The following is a 24,207-nucleotide window of genomic DNA, read 5'->3' as shown; positions in this document are numbered from 1 at the left end:
TGAAGGAGACAGCCTTGGATGGCCGCGGCGAAGGGCGCGACCTCTTTCGATCACCTGGTCATGATCGTGTGGCTCTGCTCGCGCAGGTACTGTGGCAGGAACCACGAGCCGAGACCGCCCTTGCCGCTGACCCCGGTGCCCTTCCAGCCGCAGAATGGCTGCGCGCCTGGCCATGCACCCGTCGTCGCGCCGCTCGCACGGTTGGCATAGAGGACCCCCGCTTCGGCGGTGTCGAGGAAGTGACGCAACTCTTCCTGGTCGTTGGTAAAGATGCCGGCCGATAGTCCGTAGGCGATGTCGTTGCCCTCTTCGATCGCGGCATCGAGACTGTCGAAACCGCGGACGACCACGAAAGGCATGAAGAGTTCGTCGCGGGTCAGCCGGCCCGGACCATCAAGCTCGACGACCGTCGGCAGGACGTAGTTGTCCGCAAAGCCCTGGCCCAGGACGGCGCCCCCAAAGTGTACCTTGCCTTTGCCCTCGACTTCCGACAGCGCGGCCTGGAAACGGGCGACTGTGGCGTCGCCATAGACAGGGCCCATAAAGGTCTCGGCCTTGCGAGGATCTCCGACCACCAGCTTTCCGGCGAATGCTACCAGCTTCCCGATGAATTCCGCCTTGACCTTCTCGTCGACATACACGACCGAGCATGCGGAGCACTTCTGGCCTTGCAGGCCAAAAGCGGAGCGCGCCACCCCCTGCGCCGCACGGTCGAGGTCGGCCTTGCTGGTCACGTAGGCGGGGTTCTTGCCACCCATTTCGGCGATGACGGGCTTCATGTGGGGCAGCGTTGCCATGTGACGGAAGATGCTCATGCCGGTCTTATGGGAGCCCGTGAATGCAACGCCATCGATGCCGTTGTCGGTGGCAAGAAGGCGCCCCACCTCTCCATCGCCAAGCACGATGTTGAAAACACCTTCGGGCAATCCCGCCTTGCGAAGCGTTTCGGCAATCAGCAGTCCGGTCAGCGCGCAACCCGGCGACGGCTTGTAGACCACCGCATTGCCTGTCAACAGCGCACCCGAGACCATGCCGATCGACAAGGCGAGCGGAAAGTTGAAAGGAGCGATCACCGCGAAGACGCCATAGGGCTTCATGACGCTGGTAGCGGTCTCGTTTTCCACCAACATGGTCATCGGCCGGACGAACCCGTTGTTCGCCTTCATCTCCGATGCGTAGTACTCGACCATGTCGAGGCATTCCTCGGCTTCGCCGACTGCCTCGAGGCGGGACTTTCCGATCTCGTATAGCGCCGCCAAACCAAGGTCATACTTCCGCTCCGCCAGCGCCTCTCGCCAGCGGGCGCCGAATGCAAGGCGATCGTCCAGCGTCGAACGGTTCCAGGCCTTCGCGCCGGCTCCGGCAGCCTGGATCGCCGACTTGACGTCTGACGGGGTTGAAGCCGGGAACTTGCCGAGAGAGATCTTCTTGTCGATCGGGCTCAGGATCTCTTTCCGAGCGCCAGTCGCAAACGGCGTCGACCACTCGCGACCCAGTGTGTTCTTCTCGAAATCCGGGATCATTGCGTCGAGGTGAGCGTGAACCGGGGAAAAATCCACTCCGATGTTCGAGTAGGTCACACGCGGGAGTTCAGCCATTTCAAGTTCCTCCGAAAATCGGTATTTAGTCCGATAATCAGGATTTGGCTTGCGAGTCAATCGAGGGGACCATAAAATGGGGATAATACCGAATTTCGGAATTTGCGAGGACATTTCCCGGTTCGGATTGCTAACCGAGCCCGACGGATCGGGGCGTGCGGCCGTTCGGCTATTCCACGGAGCCCCGGGCTCAAGGCGCGGCGGAATAACAAGGGACCGACCTTGCCCCTCATGTCTGTTTTGAACGATAACCTTCTTGCAGTTGCAATTGTCAGATCGGCGTAGGTGCCCTTGAAGACGAAATCAAAGAAGCCGAGCGCCAAGGACAGCCCCCTCGAGCGCTACATCTCGATCATGGAGACGGTCGCGCCGTTCGAGCACGGCCTGACGGCGATCGAACTCGAAACGACGCTTGGACTGCCCAAAACCACGATCAACAGGCTGCTGCACGCCTTGATCGAAAGCGGGATGATCACCGCCGAGAGCGTTCGCAATCGGACATACCGTCTCGGCGATCGCTTGCTGCAGCTGCTACAGATGTCTCCGGACAGCGGCTGGCTGACGACGCTCGCGCAGCGACCGCTTCAGGATTTGGCCGACCGCACCGGCCAGTCGGCGTTCCTGTCGAAGTTCGACGGTACCGAAGTGCGCTCGGTCACCTGCGTCGCGCCCGACACTCCGGTCCGGACCTATGTCATGCCGGGCATGGCCATGCCTGTAAATGCGACCGCTTCGGCCAAGGCGATCCTTGCGTTTCATCCGCAGGAGACCGTGAAGAGGATCCTGGCGACGGAGCTGCGCAGCTATACCGATCGGACGAAAACGAAGATCGCGGAGTTGACCAGGGAATTGGCCGAGGTTCGGGAGCAGGGTTACGCCATGGACCTGGCCGAGCATGTTCCGGGCCTTGGCTCGATCGCATTTCCGATAAGGCCGACGAGCGGTGAGGTGATATACGCGGTGGGACTTACGGGGCCCTACGGTCAGATCATAGAGCAAAACTTCAAGCAGCATTGCGCGGCGCTCGCGGAGGCCGCCCAGCGCATGGCGAAGCTGGCGCAGATGCACGCCTACAACGGATCGGCTATGGCCGCAAAGAATGCCGCAGCGGATCAGCGACAGGGCGGTGCGTGAGAGGCCGGTCACTTGCGCGAAGAAACGTCGCGCTTTGACCGAGAATGTAGTTTCGCGATCTCCGTCTCGACGGCGGCGAATGTCCGGCCACCCCTCCGATCCGCGACCTTGATCTTCCGTCGACAAGATCATGGGTGGGAACATGCTCTCCTATCTCAAGCGACTTGGACGCTAATTCCCTCTGTGCCAGCGCCCTAACGCAGCACTGCCCGCAGCTCAGCTTGAAGTGCACGCAACGGCTCCAAGTAGAGCGCAACGAGATTGCTGACACTCACATGTGTCGCCGCAACGCCGACGTTCACGGCTGCGATCACCGTCCCGCGCACGGTCATCAACGGCACGGCGATCGAGCGCAATCCGAGCTCGACCTCCTGATCGATCAACGCGAACCCTTGCGTCCGCACCCGCCCTAACTCCGCAAGGATGGTGTCGGGGTCGGTCAAGGTATGAGCAGTCCGCGCCGGCAGGGCATGGGAAGATAGAAGATGTGCAGCGCGTTCCGGAGGCATGGCTGCCAGGAGCACGCGCCCCATGGAAGTGCAGTATGCCGGAAGCCGCGAGCCGGGCATCAGCGCGATCGACATCACCTTTCGCTGCGCCGCGCGCGCGACATAGACGACGTCGGTGCCGTCCAGAATCGAGACGGACGAGCTTTCGCCGAGCCGCTCCGAAAGGCCGTCCAGCAAAGGCTGCACCAGATGCGGCAGCGGCATGGTTGCCAGACAGGCTGTCCCGAGCCTCAACACGCGCGGCGTGAGCGTGAAGAACTTTCCGTCGTAGTCGGCGTAGCCGAGATGGGAAAGCGTAAGGAGACAGCGTCTGGCTGTCGCCCTGTCGAGACCGGATGCATTCGCGACGTCCGTGATCGACTGCCGTGGCCGTTCCACCGTGAACGTCTCTATGACAGACAATCCCTTGGCCAAGCCACCCATCGTGTCCCGTTCGGAAATGGGCATCCATTCACCTTGTGCGATATGTCAACAAACGAATGATATCGCACAAGCCGGCTTGCCGAAAGATCTCATCTGCCGATACGTGTGGCGTCGAAATCGATCTTGGTGCCGGGAAAGGCTGGTTACGTGGACAAGACAATCGCGAGCCTCGCGGAAGCAGTGGCAATCGTCGAAGACGGCATGACCGTCATGATCGGCGGCTTCGGCGGCGCAGGTGCTCCGATAGAGCTGATCCACGCCCTGATTGACCGTTTTCGCGCTACCGGCGCCCCGAAAAACCTTACGATCGTCAACAACAATGCAGGGAACGGACGGATCGGCATCGCCGCCATGATCGACAATGGCATGGTCGCCAAGATGATCTGCTCGTTCCCGCGCTCGTCCGATCCGCGGGCATTCACCGAGCGGTATCTCGCCGGGAAAATCGCGCTCGAACTGGTTCCACAGGGGACCCTGGCCGAACGAATCCGCGCCGGTGGCGCGGGTATCCCGGCTTTCTACACGCCGACGAGCTACGGGACCGATCTCGCGGCCGGCAAGCCTGTGGCCGAGTTCGAGGGGCGCCACTATGTGCAGGAACGTTGGCTGAAGGCGGATGTGGCCCTCATCAAGGCGGAACTTGCCGACCCTCATGGTAACCTCACCTACAGGAAGGCGGCACGCAACTTCTCGCCGCTGATGGCGATGGCCGCACGCACGACCGTCGTTCAGGCGCGCCGGATCGTCCAGCCGGGTGCGATTGATCCCGAGCTGGTCGTGACGCCCGGGATCTTCGTGGACCAGGTGATCGAGGTCTCGAACCCGATGCAGGAAGAGGCGCTTATCCGCCAAGGGGTCGCATACGCATGACAGTCAAGCTGACCAACGCGCAGATTGCATGGCGCGCCGCGCAGGACATTGAGGACGGCGCTTATGTGAACCTCGGCATAGGCTTTCCCGAGATGGTGGCGAGCTTTCAGCCGCCTGGGCGTCGGGCGATCTTCCACACCGAAAACGGCATCCTCAATTTTGGCGAAGCCCCGGCGGCAGGCGACGAGGACTGGGATCTGATCAATGCGGGCAAGAAGGCGGTCACGCTCAATCCGGGCGCTTCGTTCTTCCACCATGCCGACAGCTTCGCGATGGTGCGTGGCGAACATCTCGACGTTGCCATTCTCGGCGCCTACGAGGTGGCCGAGACCGGTGACCTTGCGAACTGGAGCACAGGACCCAAGGGCATACCAGCGGTCGGTGGTGCCATGGATCTGGTGCACGGAGCAAAACGCGTGGCCGTCATCACCGATCACGTCACCAAGGACGGTCGTCCGAAACTGGTGAAAGCCTGCAGCCTTCCCCTGACCGGCGTGCGCTGCGTGACGAGGGTCTACACGAGCCTTGCGGTCATAGACATCATCGATTGTCGTTTCGTGCTGCGCGAGAAGCTGCTTGCGATGAGCTTCGATGAATTGAAGGCGCTGACCGGCGCAGAGCTTAAGGTCGATGGCGAAATCAAATCCTTGACGGCACCGGAGCTCTGAATGACCGAGGCCTTCATCTGCGACTACACCCGCACCCCGATCGGCAGGGTTGGCGGTTCGCTGTCCTCGGTCCGGACCGACGATCTCGGCGCAGTGCCGCTGCGAGCGCTGCGGCACCGCAATCCAGGCCTGGACTGGTCCGCGGTGGATGAGGTCATCTTTGGCTGCGCCAACCAGGCAGGCGAGGACAACCGCAATGTCGCGCGCATGTCATCGCTGTTGGCGGGACTGCCGATCGAAGTCCCGGGCAGCACGGTCAACCGCCTGTGCGGTTCTGGAATGGACGCCGTGGGCATCGCTGCACGGGCCATCAAGGCCGGCGAAGCCGACCTGATCATCGCCGGTGGCGTCGAATCCATGAGCCGCGCGCCGTTCGTGCTTCCGAAGGCGGGCGAGGCGTTCTCGCGCAACGCCGAGATTTACGACACCACGATCGGTTGGCGCTTCGTCAATCCATTGATGAAGAAGCAGTACGGCGTCGATTCGATGCCGGAGACGGGTGAAAACGTTGCGGAAGCCTTCAAGGTCAGCCGCGCCGATCAGGATGGCTTCGCCGCACGCAGCCAGGCCAGGACCGCCGCCGCTCAGGAAAATGGCCGGCTCGCGCTGGAGATCACGCCGGTGACTGTGCCCCAGCGCAAAGGCGATGCGATCATGGTCGATCGCGACGAACATCCACGCGCCGGAACGACAACCGAGTCGCTCGCCAAGCTTGCAGCGCCGTTCAAAAAGGAAGGCGGCACCGTCACCGCGGGCAACGCCTCTGGCGTGAACGACGGAGCGGCAGCGCTGATCATCGCGTCCGAAGCCTCCGTCAAGGCATTCGGGCTCACACCGATCGCCCGGATTGCGGGCGTCGCGACGGCCGGGGTTGCCCCACGGATCATGGGGATCGGCCCGGCTCCGGCGACACGCAAGCTTTGCGCGCGCCTCGGCATCGCGCCTTCGGACTTCGATATCATCGAGCTGAATGAAGCATTTGCCTCCCAAAGCATCGCCGTGCTCCGCGAACTCGGTATCCCCGAGGACGCGGAGCATGTGAACCCGAACGGCGGAGCGATCGCGCTCGGGCACCCGCTTGGGATGTCGGGCATTCGCATCACCGGCACTGCCGCGCTTGAGTTGCGGTCCCGAAAAGCACGACTGGCCCTGGCCACGATGTGCATCGGTGTCGGACAGGGTATCGCGATCGCTCTGGCCAGTGCGTAGCGGAGATGATGCGACGGTCCGAGTCAGGCGGATTGCATCGATCCGCAGCGAAGTAACTACGGGTATGGATCGGTTGACGTTTGTCAGCTTGTCGATTCGCTAACAGACCAGAGCTATGGCGAGCCGACAAAGATCGTGCCCTGGCTCGCCAAGTCATGGGAGATATCAATGACCTACGCGCAAAAAAGAAGCGCCGCACTAGGCGGCGCTTTCTTCTAATTGCTTGATTCCCCAAGAGGAAACTGGAGCGGGTGAAGCGATTCGAACGCTCGACCCCAACCTTGGCAAGGTTGTGCTCTACCCCTGAGCTACACCCGCTCGCGCGGCTTTGGGCCGCAAGCCGGGCCTATATGGCTGAAGAGCGCGGCGATTGCAACAGGGAAATCGCAGGCTTTTTTCAATGCGCCGGACGAGGCCGGCGGGCCGCCGGCGGGAGGCGGAAGGATTCGGCGCCGCGTCGCGCGGCGGTCTTGTCTCGACCATGTCATTGGCCGTAAACGGCATGGCTGGAAACCAGCCGAAGACGAGAACCCCATGCCCAGGACCGAAGCCGAGCTCTTTGCCTTTCTTGCCGAACTCGGCATCGCCGTTTCGACGAAACGCCATCCGCCGCTCTATACGGTCGCCGATTCGCAGGCGCTGCGCGGCGAAATCGCCGGCGGCCACACCAAGAACCTGTTCCTGAAGGACAAGAAGGACGCCTTCTTCCTGGTCACGGTCGGCGAGGATGCTGTCGTCGACCTGAAGCAGATCCATCATGTGATCGGCGCTGCCGGCCGCGTTTCCTTCGGCAAGCCGGAGATGCTGATGGAGCTTCTGGGCGTCGCCCCGGGCGCAGTCACGGTGTTTGGCCTGATCAACGACACGCAGCACAGGGTCAGGGTCGTGCTCGACGAGGCGCTGATGCGGCATGCGGTGATCAACGCGCATCCGCTGACCAATGAGGCGACGACATCAATCGCATCGGGCGACCTCGTCAGATTCGTCGAGGCAACCGGGCACGATGCTGCTATCTTGAAAGTCTCGGCATGATCGCCACATGGATGGCGAAACCGGTTTCCAACCAAGGACAGTGCGCCGATCCGCTGGCGCCACCGAAAGGGCGACGACATGAGTGACAACAATCCGTTTGGCGGCTCCTTTGGCAATAGCGGCGGCCAGTATGCCACGACGGTGCAGTATGGCGGCGGCGCGGAACCGCAGAAACCTGCGGCCGGCGCCGCCCCCGCCGGCGACGTCATCAAGGATACGACCACCGCGGCCTTTGCCGCCGACGTCATCCAGGAATCGCGCCGCCAGCCGGTGCTGGTGGATTTCTGGGCGCCGTGGTGCGGGCCGTGCAAGCAGCTGACGCCGCAACTGGAAAAGGCGGTCCGCGCCGCCGGCGGCAAGGTCAAGCTGGTCAAGATGAACATCGACGACCATCCCTCGATCGCCGGCCAGCTCGGCATCCAGTCCATTCCCGCGGTCATCGCCTTCAAGGACGGCCAGCCGGTCGACGGCTTCATGGGCGCCATCCCCGAGAGCCAGATCGCCCAGTTCATCGACAAGGTCGGCGGCAAGGGCAATGGTGCGGCTGATGTAACCGAGGCGCTGGCGGCGGCGGCCGAGGCGCGCGCGGCCGGCGACGTGCAGACGGCGGCCGACATCTATGACGCGGTGCTCGAGCAGGCGCCGGAGACGATCGAGGCGATAGCGGGGCTAGGCGAATTGCTGTTCGAGGCCGGTGATACCGAAGGCGCCGAGGCGATGCTGGCGCGGGCGCCGCAGGCCAAGGCCGATGCGCCGCCGCTGGCCGCGCTGCGCGCCAGGATGACCTTGGCCGCGCAAGCGTCCGAACTCGGCAACCCGGCGGAGTTCGAGCGCCGGCTGGCTGAGAATCCCGGCGACCATCAGGCCCGCTTCGATCTGGCCATGGTCCAGAACGCCAGGGGCGAGCGCGATGCGGCCGCCGACAATCTCCTGGCCATCATCAAGGCTGACCGCGGCTGGAACGAGGACGGCGCCAAGGCGCAATTGCTGCGCTTCTTCGAGGCCTGGGGCATGACGGACGAGGCGACGCTTGCCGCGCGGCGCAAATTGTCGTCGCTGCTGTTTTCCTGAGCCGGCGCGGCCGAATGGTCGCGCGGGGCTTGCACCCGGCGCCGGCCGCGCCAGATAGGACGAATCCGGCCCGCCTTTCCCTCGGGAAGCCAACAACCCCGGGCAGCGACAGGCGGATCGCGGCATGGAGGCGCTTCCCGGGCGAAGCGATCGGAGGAACGAGGTGCAAGCGGGAAACGCTCACTACCGGCTCGCCAGGGATCTGCCGTCGACCATCCCGGTCTTTCCGCTCGAGGGCGCGCTTCTGCTGCCGGGCGGCCGCATGCCGCTCAACATCTTCGAGCCGCGCTACCTGCAGATGGTCGACGAGGCGATCGCCGGCTCCCGGCTGATCGGCGTCATCCAGCCCAGCCTCGACGGCGCCTTGCGCGACGATGGCGAGCCGGAACTCTGCAATGTCGGCTGCGCCGGCCGCATCATAGCGCTTTCCGAGACCGGCGACGGCCGCTACCTGATTTCGCTGCAGGGCGTGTGCCGGTTCCGTGTCACCCATGAACTGACGGTCAAGACGCCGTTCCGCCAGGGCAAGATCGCCCCCTTTCTCGCCGATCTCGACGACGACCAGGCAGCCGCCGAGGTCGACCGGCCGGCGCTGCTGCGGGCGTTCCGCTCCTATCTTCAGGCCAACGACCTAGAGGCCGACTGGGAAAGCGTCAGCCGGGCCGAAAACGCCATGCTGGTCAACGCGCTGTCGATGATGGCGCCCTATGGGCCGGCCGAGAAGCAGGCGCTGCTCGAAGCGGCCGATCTCAAGACCCGCGCCGAAACGCTGATCGCCATCACCGAAATGGCGCTGGCGCGCGAGAACGAGGATTTTGGCTCGAGCCTGCAGTAGGATGTTGAGAGAGGGCACGATGGCGGCGGATGGGCGTGACGGAAAGAGAGCGAATGTCGACCCCAGGATGCTGGAGCTGCTGGCTTGCCCGCTGACCAAGGGGCCGCTGGCCTGGGATCCCGAGCGCGGCGAACTGATCTCGCGGGTCGCCAAGCTCGCCTATCCCGTGCGCGACGGCATCCCGATCATGCTGCCTTCGGAGGCACGGAGCATCTCGGCGGAAGACGTGCTGCCGCCGCGGCTGGGCGGGCCGGCCGGCTCGACGTGAAAATTATCGGTCGGCATTCTACGGCGCCCCCCTCTGCCCTGCCGGGCATTTCCCCCTCAAGGGGGGAGATCGAATGTCACCTCCGCCTTCGCCAATCTCCATTGTTGCAGGAATTGGCGGAGCGTTGAAACTGCCAATCTCCCCCTTGAGGGGGCGAGGAGTGGTCCATGAAGTGGACGCAAAGCCAATTGCTTGGCTTTGCGAACGAAGAGCGCCCGAAGCGACAGCGAAGGGCCGGGTCCGGCAGGCGAGAGGGGGGCTCGCCCGCCAGCGTCAAGTTTCGCACCGCTGCGGTGCGGAGACGTCGCGGCATGAATCCTCGCGCCGCGTCGCTTCGCTCCTTGCTCCGCCGGTGGATGACGAAGGCACCGATGTGCCTACTGAAAATTGCGGCCCCTGGGCATGACGCTTTCCGCTTCTTCCGACAGTGTTGCCAAATCCTGCCCGGCCGGTGGGTTCCGCATCGCGGGCCGGCCGGGACGATCCGGATCCTCCCTCGAGGCGTGCCCCTGAGAACCGGCGCCCGGCAAACTGGCCTGGTCGACCTTCTCCAGCAACACCGTGAGCCAGGGCGTCAGATCCTCGATCTTCTCGGCGACGATGTGGACGACATCCGATTCCGACTGCAATTTGCCGGTGACCTTGACGAAGCGCGCGCCCATGACGATGGGACGGAAGCGGTCGAAGGTCCGCTGCCAGAAAATGACGTTGGCGACGGCTTCGTCATCCTCCAGCGTCAGGAAGACCGCATTGCCCTTGCCGGGGCGCTGCCGCACCAGAACGAGCCCGGCGACCGAGACGCGCCGTCCGTCCCGCACCGAGCACAGCCTGGCATTGGGCGTGACGCCGGCCCGGTCGAGCCGCTCGCGCAGGAAGGCGACCGGGTGCGCCTTCAAGGACAGGCCGAGCGAGCGGTAATCGTGGATGACATGCTCGCCGAGCGGCATTTTCGGCAGCTTCGTCTCCGGCTCCAGCTCGCGTAGCCGCAGCGCCGGCCGGTCGAAAAGCGGCAGCTTTTCGGCGGCACTCTTGCCGTCGAGGGCGCGCACCGCCCAAAGCGCGGCGCGGCGGTCGAGGCCGAGCGAGCGGAAGGCATCGGCCTGCGCCAGTCTTTCGATCTCGGCGACATCGAGGCCGGAGCGCAGCCAGACATCCCGCACGGATGCGTAGCCTGAACCGCGCCGCTCGACGAAGGCGTCCATGCGCTCCTTGGAAAGTCCCTTGATCTGCCTGAAGCCGAGCCGCACTGCGTGCTGCGTCGCGATGACGCCGCGCATGTCGGCATGGCGCGGCAGGATGCGGGCCGGGTCGAAAGTCGCCTGTTCCAGCGTGCAGTCCCAGACGGAGAAATTGACGTCGACCTCGCGGATGTCGACGCCATGATCGCGCGCATCACGAACAAGCTGGGCCGGCTGGTAAAACCCCATGGGCTGTGAATTCAGGATCGCGGCGCAGAACACGTCGGGATAGAAGGTCTTGAACCAGCAGGAGGCATAGACCAGCAGCGCGAAGGAGGCGGCATGGCTTTCGGGAAAGCCGTATTCGCCAAAACCCTCGATCTGCTTGAAACAGCGTTCGGCGAAATCCCGGGTGTAGCCCTTGCCGACCATGCCGTCGATCATGCGCCGGCGGTAATTGCCGATCGTGCCGGTGCGCTTGAAGGTGGCCATGGCGCGGCGCAACTCGTCGGCCTCGCCAGGCTTGAAGCCACCGGCCACGATGGCGATGTTCATCGCCTGTTCCTGGAACAGAGGAACGCCCAGCGTCTTGTGGAGGATCGCCTCCAGCTCCGGTTTCTGATACTCGGGCTGCTCCTTGCCTTGCCGGCGGCGCAGATAGGGGTGGACCATGTCGCCCTGGATCGGGCCGGGCCGCACGATCGCCACCTCGATGACAAGGTCATAGAATTCTTTTGGCTTGAGACGCGGCAGCATCGACATCTGCGCGCGCGATTCGATCTGGAAGACGCCGATCGTGTCGGCGCGACCGATCATCTTATAGACCGGCTTCGCCTCTTCCGGCAGGGTGGCAAGGACATAGGGCTGCCCGTAAGGGTCTCGCGCCTGCGGATAATGGTCCGTCAGCAGAGTGAAGGCGCGTTTGAGACAAGTCAGCATGCCGAGCGCCAGCACGTCGACCTTGAGGATCTTGACCGCGTCGAGATCGTCCTTGTCCCATTCGACCATCTTGCGTTCCTCCATCGCCGTCTTGACGATGGGCACGATCTCGTCGAGCCGGTCCCTGGTGATGACGAAGCCGCCGACATGCTGGGAGAGGTGACGGGGAAAGCCCATGATCTCGTTGGCACGCTCCATCACGTGCCGCGATATGGGGTCGGCGCGATCGAGGCCGCCGGCCCGGGCTTCCTTCTCGCCGAGCTCCGAGGTCGACCAGCCCCAGATCGAGCCGGAGAGCGATGCCCTGACATCCTCGGACAGGCCCATCGCCTTCGACACTTCGCGCAGCGCCGAGCGGCCGCGATAGCTGATGACGGCGGCGGCCAGCGCGGTGCGCTTGGAACTGTATTTCTCGTAGATATATTGGATGACCGTCTCGCGCTTCTCATGCTCGAAATCGACGTCGATGTCGGGCGGTTCGTTCCTCTCCTCGGAAATGAAGCGTTCGAACAGCGTGTCGATTCGCTCCGGCCCGACCTCGGTGATGCCGAGGCAGAAGCAGACGACCGAATTGGCGGCCGAACCGCGCCCCTGGCAGAGAATATCCTGGCTGCGGGCGAATTTGACGATGTCGTGGACGGTCAGGAAATAACGGGCATAGTTCAGGCGCTCAATAAGGGCGAGCTCTTCCTCGATGCGCCTCGTCACCGATTGCGGCACGCCCGAGGGATAGCGCCTGGCCGCCCCCTCCCGCGCCAACCTTTCCAGCTCCGCCTGCGGGCCGAGCCCTGATTGCGTCGGCTCGTCGGGGTAATTGTACTGAAGGTCGCTGAGCGAGAAGGTCAGCTCCTGCGCGAAGCGCAGCGTTTCGGCCAGTGCCTCCGGGTGCCTGCGGAACAGGCGCGCCATCTCCAGCGGCGGTTTCAGATGGCGCTCGGCATTCGCCGTGAGTTCCAGCCCGACCTCCGAAACGGGAATGTTGAGACGAATCGCGGTCAGCACGTCCTGCAGCGGGCGGCGCTCGGCCGTGTGGTAGAGGACGTCGTTGGTCGCCATCAAGGGCAGGCCGGCCAGCTCCGCCATCGCCGCCGCCTGCTCGATCCTGAAGCGGTCGTTTCCCGCGTAGTCGGGCGAGACACCGAGCCGCAGGGCCCCGCCGAAACGGTCCTTGAGCTGGCGAAGCAGGGCAAGGCTGTCTTGCGCGCCTGTCGCCAGAGCGGGCAGGACCGCCAGCGACATCAGTTCGCCCCATTCGAGAAGGTCGTCGCGCCGCAGAAGGGTCGCGCCCTTTTCGTTCTCCTCGCGCAGATTGGCTTGCGTGAGCATGCGGCACAGATGTCCCCAGCCCTTGCGGTTCCGCGGATAGGCGAGAATATCAGGCGTGCCGTCGCAAAAAACCAGCCGGCTGCCGGGGTGGTAGGCAAGCGTCTCGACCTTGGCCTGCTGCCAGGCGCGCACCACGCCCGCCACCGTGTTGCGGTCGGCGAGCCCGATCGCGGAGAACCCCATGAGCTTGGCCGCGACCACCAGCTCCTCCGGCTTGGAGGCGCCGCGCAGGAACGAGAAATTCGACTGGATGCCGAATTCCGCATAGGGAATGGCGGTCAGCGCGTTCATGCGAAGACCCCGTGCAGGAACCAGCGCGGCGGGATTTCAGAGCCGCCATAGAGACCTTGCCGGTAGAGCCAGTAGCGGCGGCCGTCGGCATCCTCGATGCGGAAATAGTCGCGTGTCGACGCCGCTTCGTCGCTCGAAAATTCACGCCACCATTCCGGCGCGATGCGTTCAGGGCCTTCGGCGCGGGCGACCCTGTAGAGCGCACGCCGCCAGCGGAAATTCAGCGGCGGTCCCTCGGGCATTTCGGTGGCCGGCACCTCAATCGGCTCGGGCGAGCGGAAAAGCCGGATCGGCCGCTCCGGCGGGAAGATGGTCATCGGCGCCTGCATCCTGTCCGGTTTCTTCGGCGGCGTGATGCGGCGCGGGGTTTCCGTGAAGGGGATGGTGGCGACGGCACGCTCGGGCAGATGGCTTTCCACGACGACCGGCTTGAGAACCGCGCCCTCGCCGAGCCGGGCGCGGATGCGGTCGGCGAACAGCGCGATATCGGCGCCGTCGTCGGTCGTTTTGCCTGTCAGGTCGGCCTGCGGCATGTCGAAGGCCGCCGCCGCCAGCACCGAAAGCCGCACCAGGTCGAAGCCATAGCCGGCATCGATATGCTGCTCGAGGGCGGCCAGCCGCTCATGGAACAATTTCTGGATCAGCCGGGGTTCGCGCATCGGTCGCGACGTGCCGAGCGCGATGCGGCTGACGGCGCCGTCGACGCGGAACAAGAGCAGCGCCAGGCTTCTCGCGCCTTCGCCGCGCCGCTCGAGGTCGATCTTCAGGGTCGTCGCCAGCATGCCCACCAGCCGTTCTATGTCCTCTGTCAGCGTGACGGGCTCGGCCAAATGGCGTTCGACCGAAAGCGGCGCGACGGGCAGGCGCGGCGACACCGCCTCGTCGAGACGGCCGAGCGCCTGGTCGAGGCGCAAGAGCAGGGAGGCACCGAAGCGGCGGGCGAGCGGCGCGCGCGGCGCGGCCATCACCGCGCCCGCCGTGCGCAGGCCAACACTTTCCAGGCTGGCGCGGGTTTCCGGCGCGATGCGTAGCGCCGCCAGCGGCAAGGGCGCCAGGAGCGCTTCCTCCTCGCCGCCGGCAACGATGCGGTCGCCGCAGAACCGCGCCGCCGCCCAGGCGGCGCCGGGTGTCGCGGCAAGGCCGGCACGGACGTCGAAGCCCTGATGGAAGAAGCGCGACAGGATCTCGTCCAGCATGGCGCGTTCGCCGCCGAAAAGATGGGTGCAGCCGGTGACGTCGAGGAACAGGCCGTCGGTCCCGTCGAGCGCCACCAGCGGGGTATAGCGGTCGCACCAGTCCGCAAGGCCTTCGAGCAGGCGCCGGTCGGCTTCGGCATCGGCCTCCATTATGTCGATCGACGGATGCATGGCGCGCGCATCGGCGATGCCCATGCCGGGCTTCAGATGCAGCGCCTCAGCCCGCTCGTCGAGGGCTAAGATGCGCTGCGCGTTGCTGTCGCGATGGCTGATCACCAGCGGCCGGTGATCCGATGGCCGGGAACGCCAGGACCGCCCCAGGCGCTGCCGCAGGATCCGTTCGGCCGCGAGATAGGGAAACCACAGGGACAGGATTCTTTGCTCGTTCTTCCCCAATCCGTCTTTCATCGAATATGCGTTCATCGGGGTTCCACTCCAATATGAATTGTCCTGGCAGGGCCGTGCGGCTCTTGCCGATGCTGATGGTGAAGGCGGGGCGGCCGATCGAGCCGGCAAGCGGCCCGGCGACCGTGTCGCGCGGCCCTGCCGGCGCCGGCGAGACGATGAGGCGGACGGGCGCCGCCGTCGGTTCGGGTTCGGCCGCCTGCCGCAGCAGGAAGACCGGCCGGCCGGCGCTCTGCGCGCGGGCGTGCAGCCGGCGCGTCGCGGTCAGGTCCAGCCGCTGCGGATTGCCGCGGACTTCAAGGATGACGGCGGCGAGCGCCGTCATGCGGGCCGCCTCCTCGGCGACCCACAGCGCATCGGCGAGCCTTGGCGCCTCGGAAAACAGCAATTGCTCCGGCTCGATGCCGAAGGCGGCGTGAAGGCCCCGGGCATAGGGAAAGCCCGCCTCGCGAAAAACCTCCTGGGTGCCGATCCACAGCACCGGCAATCGCGGCCCTTGCTTGAGGATCAGGCTGGGCTTGAGGATTAGGCTGGCGAGCGACAGGGCGAAGCCGGCGACCGCTCCGGCATCGCGGGTCTCGATGCCATGGATTTCGCTCAAGGCCGCTTTCGGCAGGCCGCCGCCCAAATCGCCGCCCCAATCGCCACCGAGGGCGGCATCGAGCCGGCCGATGCCGGTGCGCAGGAAAGCATCCGGCCTGGCTACGGCGATGCCGCGCCGGACCACGGTGCGGTCCGCGGCGGCCATGCCGGCGTCGGAAACCGCGCCGGCCGGCGCCTGCAGGCGCTCGGGCAGCGTTCCCTCGATCTTCGCGATCTGGCGGCGCAGGGCAAAAACAGTCTCCCGCGCCACGGCGCTCATCGCCATGACGGTCAGTGTCCACTCACAATTGTTCCTGTTATGTTCTTATAGATTCCAGAGGCGACCCGAAGAGTCAAGCAGACTCATGGGGGAATTTATTCCTCTCCGATAAGAGGGCCAACATGGGTCGGACAGCCGACCGCGCCTCAAGCCATGCGAAACGGCTCCCGGTGCCGTAAGCAATCCTGGGGTTGGCCGCCGCGTCATTTGCCGATTGTGGCCCAAAAGCCTATATGCCGGGATCAAAGGACAAAGCATGGCCCGCATCTACAAGACCCGCATTTGGCACGACCAGCTTTCGCCGTCGATGGACGAGATCGAGTTCCTGGCGCTGGAGGCCTACGCCCATCTGCCCGAGGATTTTCGCAAGCTGACCGGCGAGATCGTCATCCAGATCGCCGAGTTCCCCACCGACGAGATCATGGACGACCTGTCGCTGGAAACCCCCTTCGACCTGCTCGGCCTGTTCGAGGGACGCGGCATTGCCGAGCGCTGGAACCCGCAGACCGGCGAAGGCCCGAACCGCATCACGCTCTATCGCCGCGCCATCCTCGACTACTGGGCCGAGAACGAGGAGACTTTGGGCGACATCGTCACCCATGTGCTGATCCACGAGATCGGCCACCATTTCGGCCTGTCGGACGACGATATGGAGAAGATCGAAGAGGCAGCCGAGTGACCGGTTCTACGTCAGGCCGTCATTTCACAATGAGTGTGACGAAATGTTTTAATACGTTCTGCACAGTCTGCTCCCCGGTATGTCCTGCCACTGCCCATTGCGCAAAATGTCCATCAATGTACATGCGTGCGAGCCCGTAGACGAGCGCCCTCGCGGCTATCTGGGTCTCTGCCATGTCGTCCGACCGGAGCATGTTTCGCCGCTGTGCTTCTGCCATTGACGCTTCCATCAGCGAACGCACCGCTTCATTATCGTGACGCAGCGACTCCGAAGCATCCCAATCAATAAGATTGCGTGTCGAGATGATCTGGAAGTGGGTGGGGTTTCGAATTGCCCAGCGCAAATAGGCGATTCCAACAGCGGCAAAGCGTTCGATCGGATCGTCCGTCGCAACCTTCTCGACCGCATTCGTGATCTCCGAGCGGAATCGGCTCATTGCCTGCTCCGCGACAGCCGTCATCAACGCGGTCTTGTTGCTGAAGTGACGGAATGGCGCGCCGGGGGAAACCCCGGCACGTTTTGCGGCTTCGCGCACGCTCACATTGTCGGGGCCGCCTTCCTCGACCAGTTGAACCGCGGCATCGATCAGGACCTCCCGCAAATTGCCATGGTGGTAACCAGTGCGATGAGGCGCCTTGGCTTTTGCCATCTCTTTCCCTTCGTTCCGTGGAGCAGCTTCCCGCCTCTGTAGCATGATTCCGCGATTTATGTAATCGCCGTTTACAATCCCGGCCAGAGGATGTAAGCAGTGATTACTGATGGGATCGGAACAGGCCTACGGTCTTCGCGGCTCCCGAACTCCCAGCTGAGGAGACGAACATGCTCGCCAGAACAGCCCCACCCCGCCCGCAATCGGTCATTTCGCATCAGAGTCCAGCCGAAGAACTTCAGCAGGAGAATTTCGCGATTGTTCAGTCGAGCGCGACTGTGCCCAGCCTCACGCTTTATCGGCTTGCCGCCGTCGCCGGGATGGGAAGCGCGCTTATTCTTCTGGTCAACGCGGCTAAACGCAGCTCGCTCATCGCGACCACCGATCTGACGCAACTTCTCGCACCAGTCGCCGAGATATTGGCACTTGGCCTCGTCGTAGGCCTGTTTCTTGCGTTTGGCCGGCGCGCGGGGCTGTTCGGCACTATCGCGTTTGTCATCAACTTCGTTGCGTTGGCAAGTTTGGTAGGCGTGGAAGCAGTGATCAATCTGGTATTTTCGAAGCTTCCGCTCACAACCATCGTCGAGCTGCGAGCCGGACCGCTCGGTCTGGCTCTGGTCGCCAGTTCGGTTCTTTTTCTGGTTGGAACGCTCGCGTTTGTAATCTCTCTCGCCGTTGCAAGAGGCGTGCCGCGCATTCCTCTCGCTCTTTATCTCATTGGCGCGGTGCCGATCGCGCTTCGTGCGTTCGTTCCGGAGCTGGCTCTTGACCTGGGCTTGGCGATGCTTGCGGCATCGATCGCCTGGCTGGCGGCGTGGCTGTGGATGCGAGGGGCTACCAGTCGCTGAGCTTGGTGTCCGGCCCGTATTCCTGGCCCTCGACATCCTTCACCACGGCCTGGCCGCAGCGCATGGTCTTGGTCTTCTTGTCGTAGGCGTAGGTGGGGGAGCCGAACAGGTGCCAGCCCTTGTTCAGCGCCGCCGTCACCTTGTGACAGAAGCTGGCGTCGTCCGGAGCGGTGAGAAAGCGGTAGAGTTTCATCATTCAATTCCTGTCGTCAGTCCATCGCCCGCGATCGGCAATCCAACACGGCACATCATGCGCCGACGGCCGCCGCCTTCGCCAGCAGTTTTTCGGCCTGCGCAAGGTGCAGCCGTTCGACCATCCTTCCCTCCAGCGCAATCACGTTCTTGCCGGCATTTTCCGGAAGCGCAAAGGCCTGCTTCACCGCGCGGGCCTTGGCCACCGCCTCCGCCGATGGCGCAAAGGCACGGTTCGCCGCCTCGATCTGGGCGGGATGGATGAGCGTCTTGCCGTCGAAGCCCATGGCGGCCGCTTCCGTGCATTCGCGGCTGAAAGCATCGAGCGCGCGAAAATCGTTGAAGACGCCGTCGACGATATCGAGATCGCCGGCACGCGCCGCCAGCACCATCTGCATCAGCCACGGCAGGAGATAACGCCGGTCCGACGTCGCCATAATGCCGGTGTCCTTGGTCAGGTCATTCGTTCCGGCAACGAAACAATCAAGCCGCGAGGCAGGATCGCGGCCAAGTTCGGCGATGGCGCCGACATTGAGCACGGCCTTCGGCGTCTCGATCATCGCCCATAGTTTCACGCTGTCGGGGGCGGAATTGTCGTCGAGCACGTCACCCGCCTCGAGCACGTCGCGGGGCGTGTCGACCTTGGCCAGCAGGATGCCGTCCGGCTCCGCCTTGGCCGCCGCCAGCAGGTCGGCGCCGCCCCATTCGCTCGAGAGCGCATTGATGCGCACCACCATCTCGCAGCGCCGGCCACTATGGTTGGTATCAGGACGATTGCTGAAGATGCCGGCCAGTTTTTCGCGCGCCGCGACCTTCTCGGCCGGGGCGACGGCATCCTCCAGGTCGATGATGACGGTATCGCAGGCAAGCTGCGCCATCTTGGCCAGCGCCTTGTCGTTCGAGGCGGGAACATAGAGCACCGAGCGGCGCGGGCGGTAGAGATCGGTCGTCATGCCAGATCTATGCCGCCTGCCGCGGGTTGAGGCAAGGGAGCAGGCGGCATCGCGCGGTGCTCTACCGGGGGCACCGGCATGGGGCTCGGCATCGTGCTGGCCCTCCTGAAAGCGCAGGATGGCACGATCAGGCTGGTTGACTCCGAGCGCGGCACGCGCTTCGAGATTGTCTTGCCGGTTGCGTAAGGACGCCGGCAGCGGATCGGAGAAAAAAGTGCGCTACGACATCGTCATCATCGGCGGAGCCATCGTCGGCTCCTCGATCGCCTATTATCTGCGCGAGGAGGGCTTTTCCGGCAGGATCGCGCTGGTCGAGCGCGACCCGCAATTTTCCCACGCGGCGACAACGCTATCCATGGCCTCGATCCGTCAGCAATTCTCCATTCCGGAAAATATCCGCCTGTCGCAATTCACGCTGAAACTGTTCCGCCGGCTGAAGGAAGAATTCGGCGCAGACGCCGACATCGGTTTTCGCGAGGGCGGCTATCTCATTCTCGCCGGCGAAACCGGGCTGCCGATCCTCAGGGCCAACCACGAGGCACAGCTTGCCGAAGGCGCCGACATTTTGCTGGAGGACGCCGAACAACTCGTGCGCCGTTTCCCTTGGCTGTCGGCCGAGGGCATCACCGCCGGCGCCTATGGCCGCAGCGGCGAGGGCTGGTTCGACGCGCATGCCATGCTGATGCTGTTCCGCAAGGCGTTGCGCGAGAAGAAGATCGACTTCATCAATGCTTCGGTCACCGGCATCGAGCGGCAGGGTGACCGCGTTACCGGCGTCAGCCTCGACAATGGCGAACGGCTCGAGGCCGGCATCCTTGTCAATGCCGCAGGGCCGAATGCGGGCAAGGTCGCCGCACTCGCCGGGCTGGCGCTGCCGGTCGAGCCGCGCAAGCGCAACGTCTTCGTCTTCGAGGCGCGCGAGAAATATGCCGACATGCCGCTGCTGGTCGACCCGTCCGGCATCTATGTCAGGCCGGAAGGCTCGGTCTATCTCACCGGCGGCGCCGAGCCGGAGGAGGGCGACGGCCCGGCCGATCCCGCCGATTTCGACGTCGACTGGCCGCTGTTCGAAGAGGTGATCTGGCCGGTGCTGGCGACCCGCATCCCGGCCTTCGAGGCGATCAAGCCGACGCGCGCCTGGGCCGGTCATTACGACTACAACACGCTCGACCAGAACGCGGTGATCGGCCCGCATCCCGAAGTCGGCAATTTCCTCTTCGCCAACGGCTTTTCCGGCCACGGCCTGCAGCAGGCGCCCGCCGTGGGCAAGGCGCTGGCCGAGCTGATCGTCCATGGTGGCTACCGCACGATCGATTGCTCCCCCTTTGGCTACGAACGCGTTGCGGAAGGGCGGGCGTTCCGCGAGTTGAATGTGATTTGAGCCGAGTCAAGGTCCCTCTTTGACGCTGACATCAAAAGGGTCTGCACCGCCACCAGTCGGCTAAGCCGCCACTCGGCTTCCCGCACCCAAATACGCCTGTAGCCAGCCCAGCACGCGTCCCCAGCCCTCGGCATGTTCGGCCGCCGCTTCGGCCAGCCCGGCAAAGCCGCCATGGCAGATGGTGAGGCGCGTGCCCGCGGCGGTTGGTTCCAGCAGCCAGGCGACCGTCGTTTGCCGGCGGCCAAGCGTCGGATGGTCCCAGGCATAGGCCCTTGTCTGCACGATCCGCCGCGGCACCTCGATATCGAGGAATTCCCCGTTGGCCGGCAATTCCCTGCCGTCGGCTCCACGGACCGTGACGGCCCATCGGCCGCCGGCGCGAGGGTCTGCCGACCATTTCACCATCCGGTAGGCGTCGGCGGACCCCCACCATTGTTCGACCTCGTCGGAGATCAGCGCGCGGAAGACGCGCTCGGCCGGCGCGCCGATCTCGGCCTGGGCCATAACGGTCTCGCCATTGGTCATGCTCTGCACGGCTGAAGTTGGCACTGGCACATGCAACATCGATGCCTCCGAATGATTGTTTCGGCTGAGAAGCAATGATTTTCAGCCTTTTGACGCCGGCCGCGACAGGCCCTGCCCGGTTTCGAGTAGGCTTTTCAGGCTCGACAGGACGAGCGGCCAGCCCTTGCCGACATGCTCCAGCAGCTTGTGCGGGCCGTCGGCCGCATGGGTGACGGCAAGCTTCATCATGTCGCCCTCCTGCTCGATGACGAAGGTGCAGGTGGTGTAGCCGTCGGCCTTGACGTCCGGCATGAACTCGTTGCGCCATTTGATCACCAGGCGCCTTGGCGGATCGACTTCGAGGATCTCGCCGCTGTCGGTCACCCGGCCGTCGGCATAGACCATCTTCCACGCCGAGCCCTTTCTCCAGTCGCTCTGCATATGGGCGCCGAGAAAATATTGCTCGTGGAATTCCGGTTCGGTCAGCGCCTGCCAAAGCTTGTCGGGCGTGGTGCGGATGTAGGTCACATAAACGAAGGCGTTGCTCATCAGTCTTCCCTTTCGAGGCGTCTCTTCAGATCGCCGAGGGCGGAGAGCCGCCCCCGCTCGAATTTGCCGATCCAGCGCTCGGCGATCTCGTTGATCGGAACCGGGTTGAGGTAGTGCTCCTTCTCGCGCCCCTTGCGGATTGTGGTGACAAGGTTCGCCTCCTCGAGGATCGCCAGGTGCTTGGTCACCGCCTGGCGCGTCATATCCATCTCAGCGCACAGCCCGTTCAGCGTCTGCCCGTTCCTGTCATGAAGGCTGTCCAGCAATTGCCGGCGGGTCGGGTCGGCCAAAGCGCGAAAGACGGCGTCCATGCTCATGGCTCTAATATGCAACCATTTGGTTGCATGTCAAGCACAACATGTCATGCCAACGGCTGCTGGATCCGGCCACAGGAGAAAAATGTCAGCGCGTGCGGGAGAACCAGAAGGCGTCGGCCATGCGCATCATGCCGATGCGTTCGTAGAAGCCGGCGGCGTCGGGCACGGAAACCAGGCTGATGGCGACGGACGGGCCGAGCTGCCGCCGCGCCTCGTCCATCAGTCCCTTGCCGATGCCGAGCCCCTGCGCCGATCCGGAAACGGCGAGATCGGAGATGTAGCAGACCCAGGAGAAGTCCGTCACGGCCCTGATGACGCCGACCAGCGGCTTGCCTTCGGTATCCAGCCGCGCGGTCAGCACCAGATTGGCGCCCGACAGCATCGCCCGCAGCCTGTCGGCATCATCGACGGGGCGGATCTCGCCAAGGCCGGAGTCCACCAGCACGCGGCGGAATTCGGCGACGTTGAGCGCGGGTTCGCGGGCATAGAGGATTTTTTCAGCCATCACAGCCAGACTGCACCATCGGGCCGCGAATTCGAAGCCGTTTGTGCGGCACCCGTGCCGACGCGCGCGAACACCTGCCTTTTATTTGTCGCCGGCTTTGTGTAAACCGGGCGCCAGCAATCCCCCGCAATGCCAGGAGACGGGCAAAGACCATGGAAAAATTCACCAAGCTCACCGGCGTCGCCGCGCCCATGCCGATCGTCAATGTCGACACCGACATGATCATCCCCAAGGATTATCTCAAGACGATCAAGCGCACCGGGCTCGGCAGCGGCCTGTTCGCCGAGATGCGCTACAAGGACGACGGTTCGGAGAATCCGGATTTCGTGCTCAACAAGCCGGCCTACCGCAAGGCGCAGATCCTTGTCGCCGGCGACAATTTCGGCTGCGGCTCCTCGCGCGAGCACGCGCCGTGGGCGCTGCTCGATTTCGGCATACGCTGCGTCATCTCGACCTCCTTCGCCGACATCTTCTACAACAACTGCTTCAAGAACGGCGTGCTGCCCATCACTGTCAGCCCCGAGGATCTCGACAAGCTGATGGACGACGCGTCGCGCGGCTCCAACGCCACCTTGTCGATCGACCTCGAGGCCAAGGAGATCCGCGGGCCCGATGGCGGCGTGGTCAAGTTCGATCTCGACGACTTCAAGCGTCATTGCCTGCTGAACGGCCTCGACGATATCGGCCTGACCATGGAGAAGGCCGGCGCCATCGCTTCGTTCGAGAAGAAGAACGCCGAGCTGCGCCCCTGGGCCTGAGCGGCGCGGCTGACGATATCGGCCCGGCCGTCGCTGGCCGGGTTTGCGGCGGCTGAAGGAGGAACAGTCATGACACGCCCGCTTCTTGCCAGCGCCTGCGCCCTGGCCATGACCGTGGCGACGATGGCCGGCGCGCATGCGCAGGCCGAGACGCCAGAGGCGCAGCCACCGGCGGCAAGCGAGACGCCGGCCACGGATCAGGGAGCCGCCGACGTTTCCGACGACGACAAACAGGCGCCGGTCCCGTTCGAAGGCGGCCAGTTCACCATCACCCAGCAGGAACAGTATGGCGAGAAGGTGCTTGCCTATGACGGCAAGCAACTGGCCGGCAATTACGACGTCTTCTTCGACAAGATCGTCGAGGTCGGCGGCGTCAAGGTGGCGCTGTTCGACGTCGGCGACGGCGGCAACCAGTGCGGGCCGGCGACGGTGATCGTCTGGAAACCGGAAGGCGCGGAGATCCAGAGCACCACCGTCGAGCAGGACGAGTGCGGCGCGCCGCCCACGGCCGTCTCCGACAGCGCCATCTATTTCGTGCCTTATCTCCTGCCCGGCGATTCGAAGCCGGCATTGCAGTGGTCGCCGACATCGGGTCTGACGATCTCCGGCAATCTGACCTACATGCCCGAACCCGGCACCGACTGGAAGGACATCGATCCGTCGAAATACGACAACATCATCGACGCCTTCCACAATGAGGCCGTCTACAAGGCGGCCGAGACGCTGCTCGGCAAGGAGATGCCCGACATGGCGACCAGCCTGCTGGTCGGTGGCGGCACAGAAAAGACCGCGTCCGGCGCCTTCTACGCCAGCGGCTGCGTGCCGCACGATTGCGGCGGCAATGACGGCTTCATGGCGGTCGACCCGGGCCAGCACAAGCTCTATTTCGCCCGCCGCGGCGAGAACGGCCAGCCGGACGCCAAGCCCCCGGTGAAGACCTGGCCGGCGGACGTGAAGGCAGCGCTCGACAAGGCGATGAGCGCGGCGAATTAACTCCGAATTGCGCACCGTAGGCGGGATGTGCGGGGCTCCTAAGCTGCCAATCTCCCCCCTTGAGG

The 24,207-nt window shown here is 64.2% G+C and carries 25 protein-coding genes, 1 tRNA gene and 1 pseudogene; 14 read left to right on the top strand and 13 right to left on the bottom strand.

All coding sequences use genetic code 11. The features are described 5' to 3' along the window. Window positions 1-50: 50 nt before the first annotated feature. Window positions 51-1,598 (bottom strand): aldehyde dehydrogenase family protein, encoded by a 1,548-nt coding sequence (locus FJ946_RS08945; RefSeq protein WP_140563887.1) that lies wholly within the window; start codon window positions 1,596-1,598, stop codon window positions 51-53. Window positions 1,599-1,889: 291 nt separating this feature from the next. Between FJ946_RS08945 and FJ946_RS08940 the strand changes: the two genes are divergently transcribed. Then, window positions 1,890-2,732, top strand: coding sequence for an IclR family transcriptional regulator (locus FJ946_RS08940; RefSeq protein WP_140563886.1), 843 nt, complete (start codon window positions 1,890-1,892; stop codon window positions 2,730-2,732). A gap of 194 nt (window positions 2,733-2,926) precedes the next feature. On the opposite strand, the gene FJ946_RS08935 is transcribed toward FJ946_RS08940, so the two are convergent. Then, a complete protein-coding gene (locus FJ946_RS08935; protein ID WP_140563885.1) occupies window positions 2,927-3,688 on the bottom strand; it encodes an IclR family transcriptional regulator C-terminal domain-containing protein in 762 nt (253 codons plus the stop codon). Between the two features lie 123 nt (window positions 3,689-3,811). Here FJ946_RS08935 and FJ946_RS08930 point away from each other — a divergent pair, with 123 nt between their 5' ends. The 3 genes from FJ946_RS08930 to pcaF are packed head-to-tail and all read left to right on the top strand — an operon-like array spanning window position 3,812 to window position 6,411. After that, complete coding sequence (locus FJ946_RS08930; protein WP_140563884.1) at window positions 3,812-4,534, top strand: 3-oxoacid CoA-transferase subunit A; 723 nt, start codon at window positions 3,812-3,814, stop codon at window positions 4,532-4,534. Next, window positions 4,531-5,202 (top strand): 3-oxoacid CoA-transferase subunit B, encoded by a 672-nt coding sequence (locus FJ946_RS08925; protein ID WP_140524514.1) that lies wholly within the window; start codon window positions 4,531-4,533, stop codon window positions 5,200-5,202. The genes FJ946_RS08930 and FJ946_RS08925 overlap by 4 nt, the downstream gene beginning before the upstream one ends. Continuing rightward, the gene (gene pcaF, locus FJ946_RS08920) at window positions 5,203-6,411 is read left to right on the top strand and encodes a 3-oxoadipyl-CoA thiolase (RefSeq protein WP_140563883.1); all 1,209 of its coding nucleotides are present in this window, start codon (window positions 5,203-5,205) and stop codon (window positions 6,409-6,411) included. It begins immediately after the preceding gene. A gap of 243 nt (window positions 6,412-6,654) precedes the next feature. On the opposite strand, the gene FJ946_RS08915 is transcribed toward pcaF, so the two are convergent. Further along, window positions 6,655-6,729, bottom strand: a tRNA-Gly gene (locus FJ946_RS08915). A 216-nt stretch (window positions 6,730-6,945) separates the two neighbouring features. Here FJ946_RS08915 and FJ946_RS08910 point away from each other — a divergent pair. From FJ946_RS08910 to FJ946_RS08895, 4 genes are all read left to right on the top strand, one after another. Next, complete coding sequence (locus FJ946_RS08910; RefSeq protein ID WP_140524511.1) at window positions 6,946-7,443, top strand: prolyl-tRNA synthetase associated domain-containing protein; 498 nt, start codon at window positions 6,946-6,948, stop codon at window positions 7,441-7,443. 78 nt (window positions 7,444-7,521) lie between these two features. Then, on the top strand, window positions 7,522-8,514 hold the full coding sequence (gene trxA / locus FJ946_RS08905; protein WP_140563882.1) for a thioredoxin: 993 nt from the start codon (window positions 7,522-7,524) through the stop codon (window positions 8,512-8,514). A 163-nt stretch (window positions 8,515-8,677) separates the two neighbouring features. Continuing rightward, window positions 8,678-9,349 carry an LON peptidase substrate-binding domain-containing protein gene (locus FJ946_RS08900; protein WP_140514078.1) on the top strand — a complete coding sequence of 224 codons (672 nt, stop codon included), beginning with the start codon at window positions 8,678-8,680 and terminating at the stop codon, window positions 9,347-9,349. Window positions 9,350-9,368: 19 nt separating this feature from the next. Then, window positions 9,369-9,617, top strand: a complete 249-nt coding sequence (locus tag FJ946_RS08895) for a Trm112 family protein (protein WP_140514079.1) — start codon at window positions 9,369-9,371, stop codon at window positions 9,615-9,617. A 377-nt stretch (window positions 9,618-9,994) separates the two neighbouring features. Here FJ946_RS08895 and FJ946_RS08890 read toward each other — a convergent pair whose 3' ends face one another. The 3 genes from FJ946_RS08890 to FJ946_RS31095 are packed head-to-tail and all read right to left on the bottom strand — an operon-like array spanning window position 9,995 to window position 15,820. Then, window positions 9,995-13,351, bottom strand: a complete 3,357-nt coding sequence (locus tag FJ946_RS08890) for an error-prone DNA polymerase (protein WP_140563881.1) — start codon at window positions 13,349-13,351, stop codon at window positions 9,995-9,997. Then, on the bottom strand, window positions 13,348-14,823 hold the full coding sequence (locus tag FJ946_RS08885; protein ID WP_140491985.1) for a DUF6504 family protein: 1,476 nt from the start codon (window positions 14,821-14,823) through the stop codon (window positions 13,348-13,350). The genes FJ946_RS08890 and FJ946_RS08885 overlap by 4 nt, the downstream gene beginning before the upstream one ends. Beyond that, on the bottom strand, window positions 14,765-15,820 hold the full coding sequence (locus FJ946_RS31095) for a hypothetical protein (protein WP_140563880.1): 1,056 nt from the start codon (window positions 15,818-15,820) through the stop codon (window positions 14,765-14,767). The genes FJ946_RS08885 and FJ946_RS31095 overlap by 59 nt, the downstream gene beginning before the upstream one ends. 250 nt (window positions 15,821-16,070) lie before the next feature. Between FJ946_RS31095 and FJ946_RS08875 the strand changes: the two genes are divergently transcribed. Next, window positions 16,071-16,493, top strand: coding sequence for a metallopeptidase family protein (locus tag FJ946_RS08875; protein ID WP_140491980.1), 423 nt, complete (start codon window positions 16,071-16,073; stop codon window positions 16,491-16,493). Between the two features lie 19 nt (window positions 16,494-16,512). Here FJ946_RS08875 and FJ946_RS08870 read toward each other — a convergent pair whose 3' ends face one another. Continuing rightward, window positions 16,513-17,142 carry a TetR/AcrR family transcriptional regulator gene (locus FJ946_RS08870; protein ID WP_140514082.1) on the bottom strand — a complete coding sequence of 210 codons (630 nt, stop codon included), beginning with the start codon at window positions 17,140-17,142 and terminating at the stop codon, window positions 16,513-16,515. A gap of 170 nt (window positions 17,143-17,312) precedes the next feature. Here FJ946_RS08870 and FJ946_RS08865 point away from each other — a divergent pair, with 170 nt between their 5' ends. Continuing rightward, window positions 17,313-17,990, top strand: a complete 678-nt coding sequence (locus FJ946_RS08865; RefSeq protein WP_210239597.1) for a hypothetical protein — start codon at window positions 17,313-17,315, stop codon at window positions 17,988-17,990. Here the strand turns inward: FJ946_RS08865 and FJ946_RS08860 are convergent. Together FJ946_RS08860 and FJ946_RS08855 are read right to left on the bottom strand one after the other, a co-directional pair. Continuing rightward, window positions 17,977-18,183: a DUF1737 domain-containing protein gene (locus FJ946_RS08860; protein WP_140493464.1), complete on the bottom strand. Its 207-nt coding sequence runs from the start codon at window positions 18,181-18,183 to the stop codon at window positions 17,977-17,979. The two genes, FJ946_RS08865 and FJ946_RS08860, sit on opposite strands and share 14 nt — an antisense overlap. Window positions 18,184-18,238: 55 nt before the next feature. Continuing rightward, the gene (locus FJ946_RS08855; protein WP_140563879.1) at window positions 18,239-19,135 is read right to left on the bottom strand and encodes a CoA ester lyase; all 897 of its coding nucleotides are present in this window, start codon (window positions 19,133-19,135) and stop codon (window positions 18,239-18,241) included. A gap of 63 nt (window positions 19,136-19,198) precedes the next feature. Between FJ946_RS08855 and FJ946_RS08850 the strand changes: the two are divergent. Together FJ946_RS08850 and FJ946_RS08845 are read left to right on the top strand one after the other, a co-directional pair. Beyond that, window positions 19,199-19,321: pseudogene (locus FJ946_RS08850) on the top strand (ATP-binding protein); the annotation flags it as partial. 28 nt (window positions 19,322-19,349) lie between these two features. Further along, a complete protein-coding gene (locus tag FJ946_RS08845) occupies window positions 19,350-20,516 on the top strand; it encodes an FAD-binding oxidoreductase (RefSeq protein WP_140563878.1) in 1,167 nt (388 codons plus the stop codon). 60 nt (window positions 20,517-20,576) lie between these two features. Here the strand turns inward: FJ946_RS08845 and FJ946_RS08840 are convergent, their stop codons facing one another. The 4 genes from FJ946_RS08840 to FJ946_RS08825 all read right to left on the bottom strand — a co-directional run bounded on the left by FJ946_RS08840 (window position 20,577) and on the right by FJ946_RS08825 (window position 22,391). After that, window positions 20,577-21,080, bottom strand: coding sequence for an SRPBCC domain-containing protein (locus FJ946_RS08840; protein ID WP_140563877.1), 504 nt, complete (start codon window positions 21,078-21,080; stop codon window positions 20,577-20,579). Window positions 21,081-21,122: 42 nt separating this feature from the next. Next, window positions 21,123-21,569, bottom strand: coding sequence for an SRPBCC family protein (locus FJ946_RS08835; protein ID WP_140554745.1), 447 nt, complete (start codon window positions 21,567-21,569; stop codon window positions 21,123-21,125). After that, complete coding sequence (locus tag FJ946_RS08830) at window positions 21,569-21,880, bottom strand: metalloregulator ArsR/SmtB family transcription factor (protein WP_140514430.1); 312 nt, start codon at window positions 21,878-21,880, stop codon at window positions 21,569-21,571. The genes FJ946_RS08835 and FJ946_RS08830 overlap by 1 nt, the downstream gene beginning before the upstream one ends. A 91-nt stretch (window positions 21,881-21,971) precedes the next feature. Further along, window positions 21,972-22,391, bottom strand: a complete 420-nt coding sequence (locus tag FJ946_RS08825; protein ID WP_140524498.1) for a GNAT family N-acetyltransferase — start codon at window positions 22,389-22,391, stop codon at window positions 21,972-21,974. Between the two features lie 152 nt (window positions 22,392-22,543). On the opposite strand from FJ946_RS08825, the gene leuD reads away from it, so the two are divergent. After that, window positions 22,544-23,149, top strand: a complete 606-nt coding sequence (leuD, locus tag FJ946_RS08820; RefSeq protein WP_140491959.1) for a 3-isopropylmalate dehydratase small subunit — start codon at window positions 22,544-22,546, stop codon at window positions 23,147-23,149. Between the two features lie 69 nt (window positions 23,150-23,218). Next, window positions 23,219-24,142 (top strand): hypothetical protein, encoded by a 924-nt coding sequence (locus FJ946_RS08815; RefSeq protein ID WP_140563876.1) that lies wholly within the window; start codon window positions 23,219-23,221, stop codon window positions 24,140-24,142. The last annotated feature ends 65 nt before the right edge of the window (window positions 24,143-24,207 follow it).

The sequence above is a fragment of the Mesorhizobium sp. B2-4-7 genome, assembly GCF_006442685.1.
In the GTDB taxonomy this organism is placed as follows: Bacteria; Pseudomonadota; Alphaproteobacteria; order Rhizobiales; family Rhizobiaceae; genus Mesorhizobium.
This window is presented reverse-complemented; position numbering and strand designations above follow the sequence as displayed.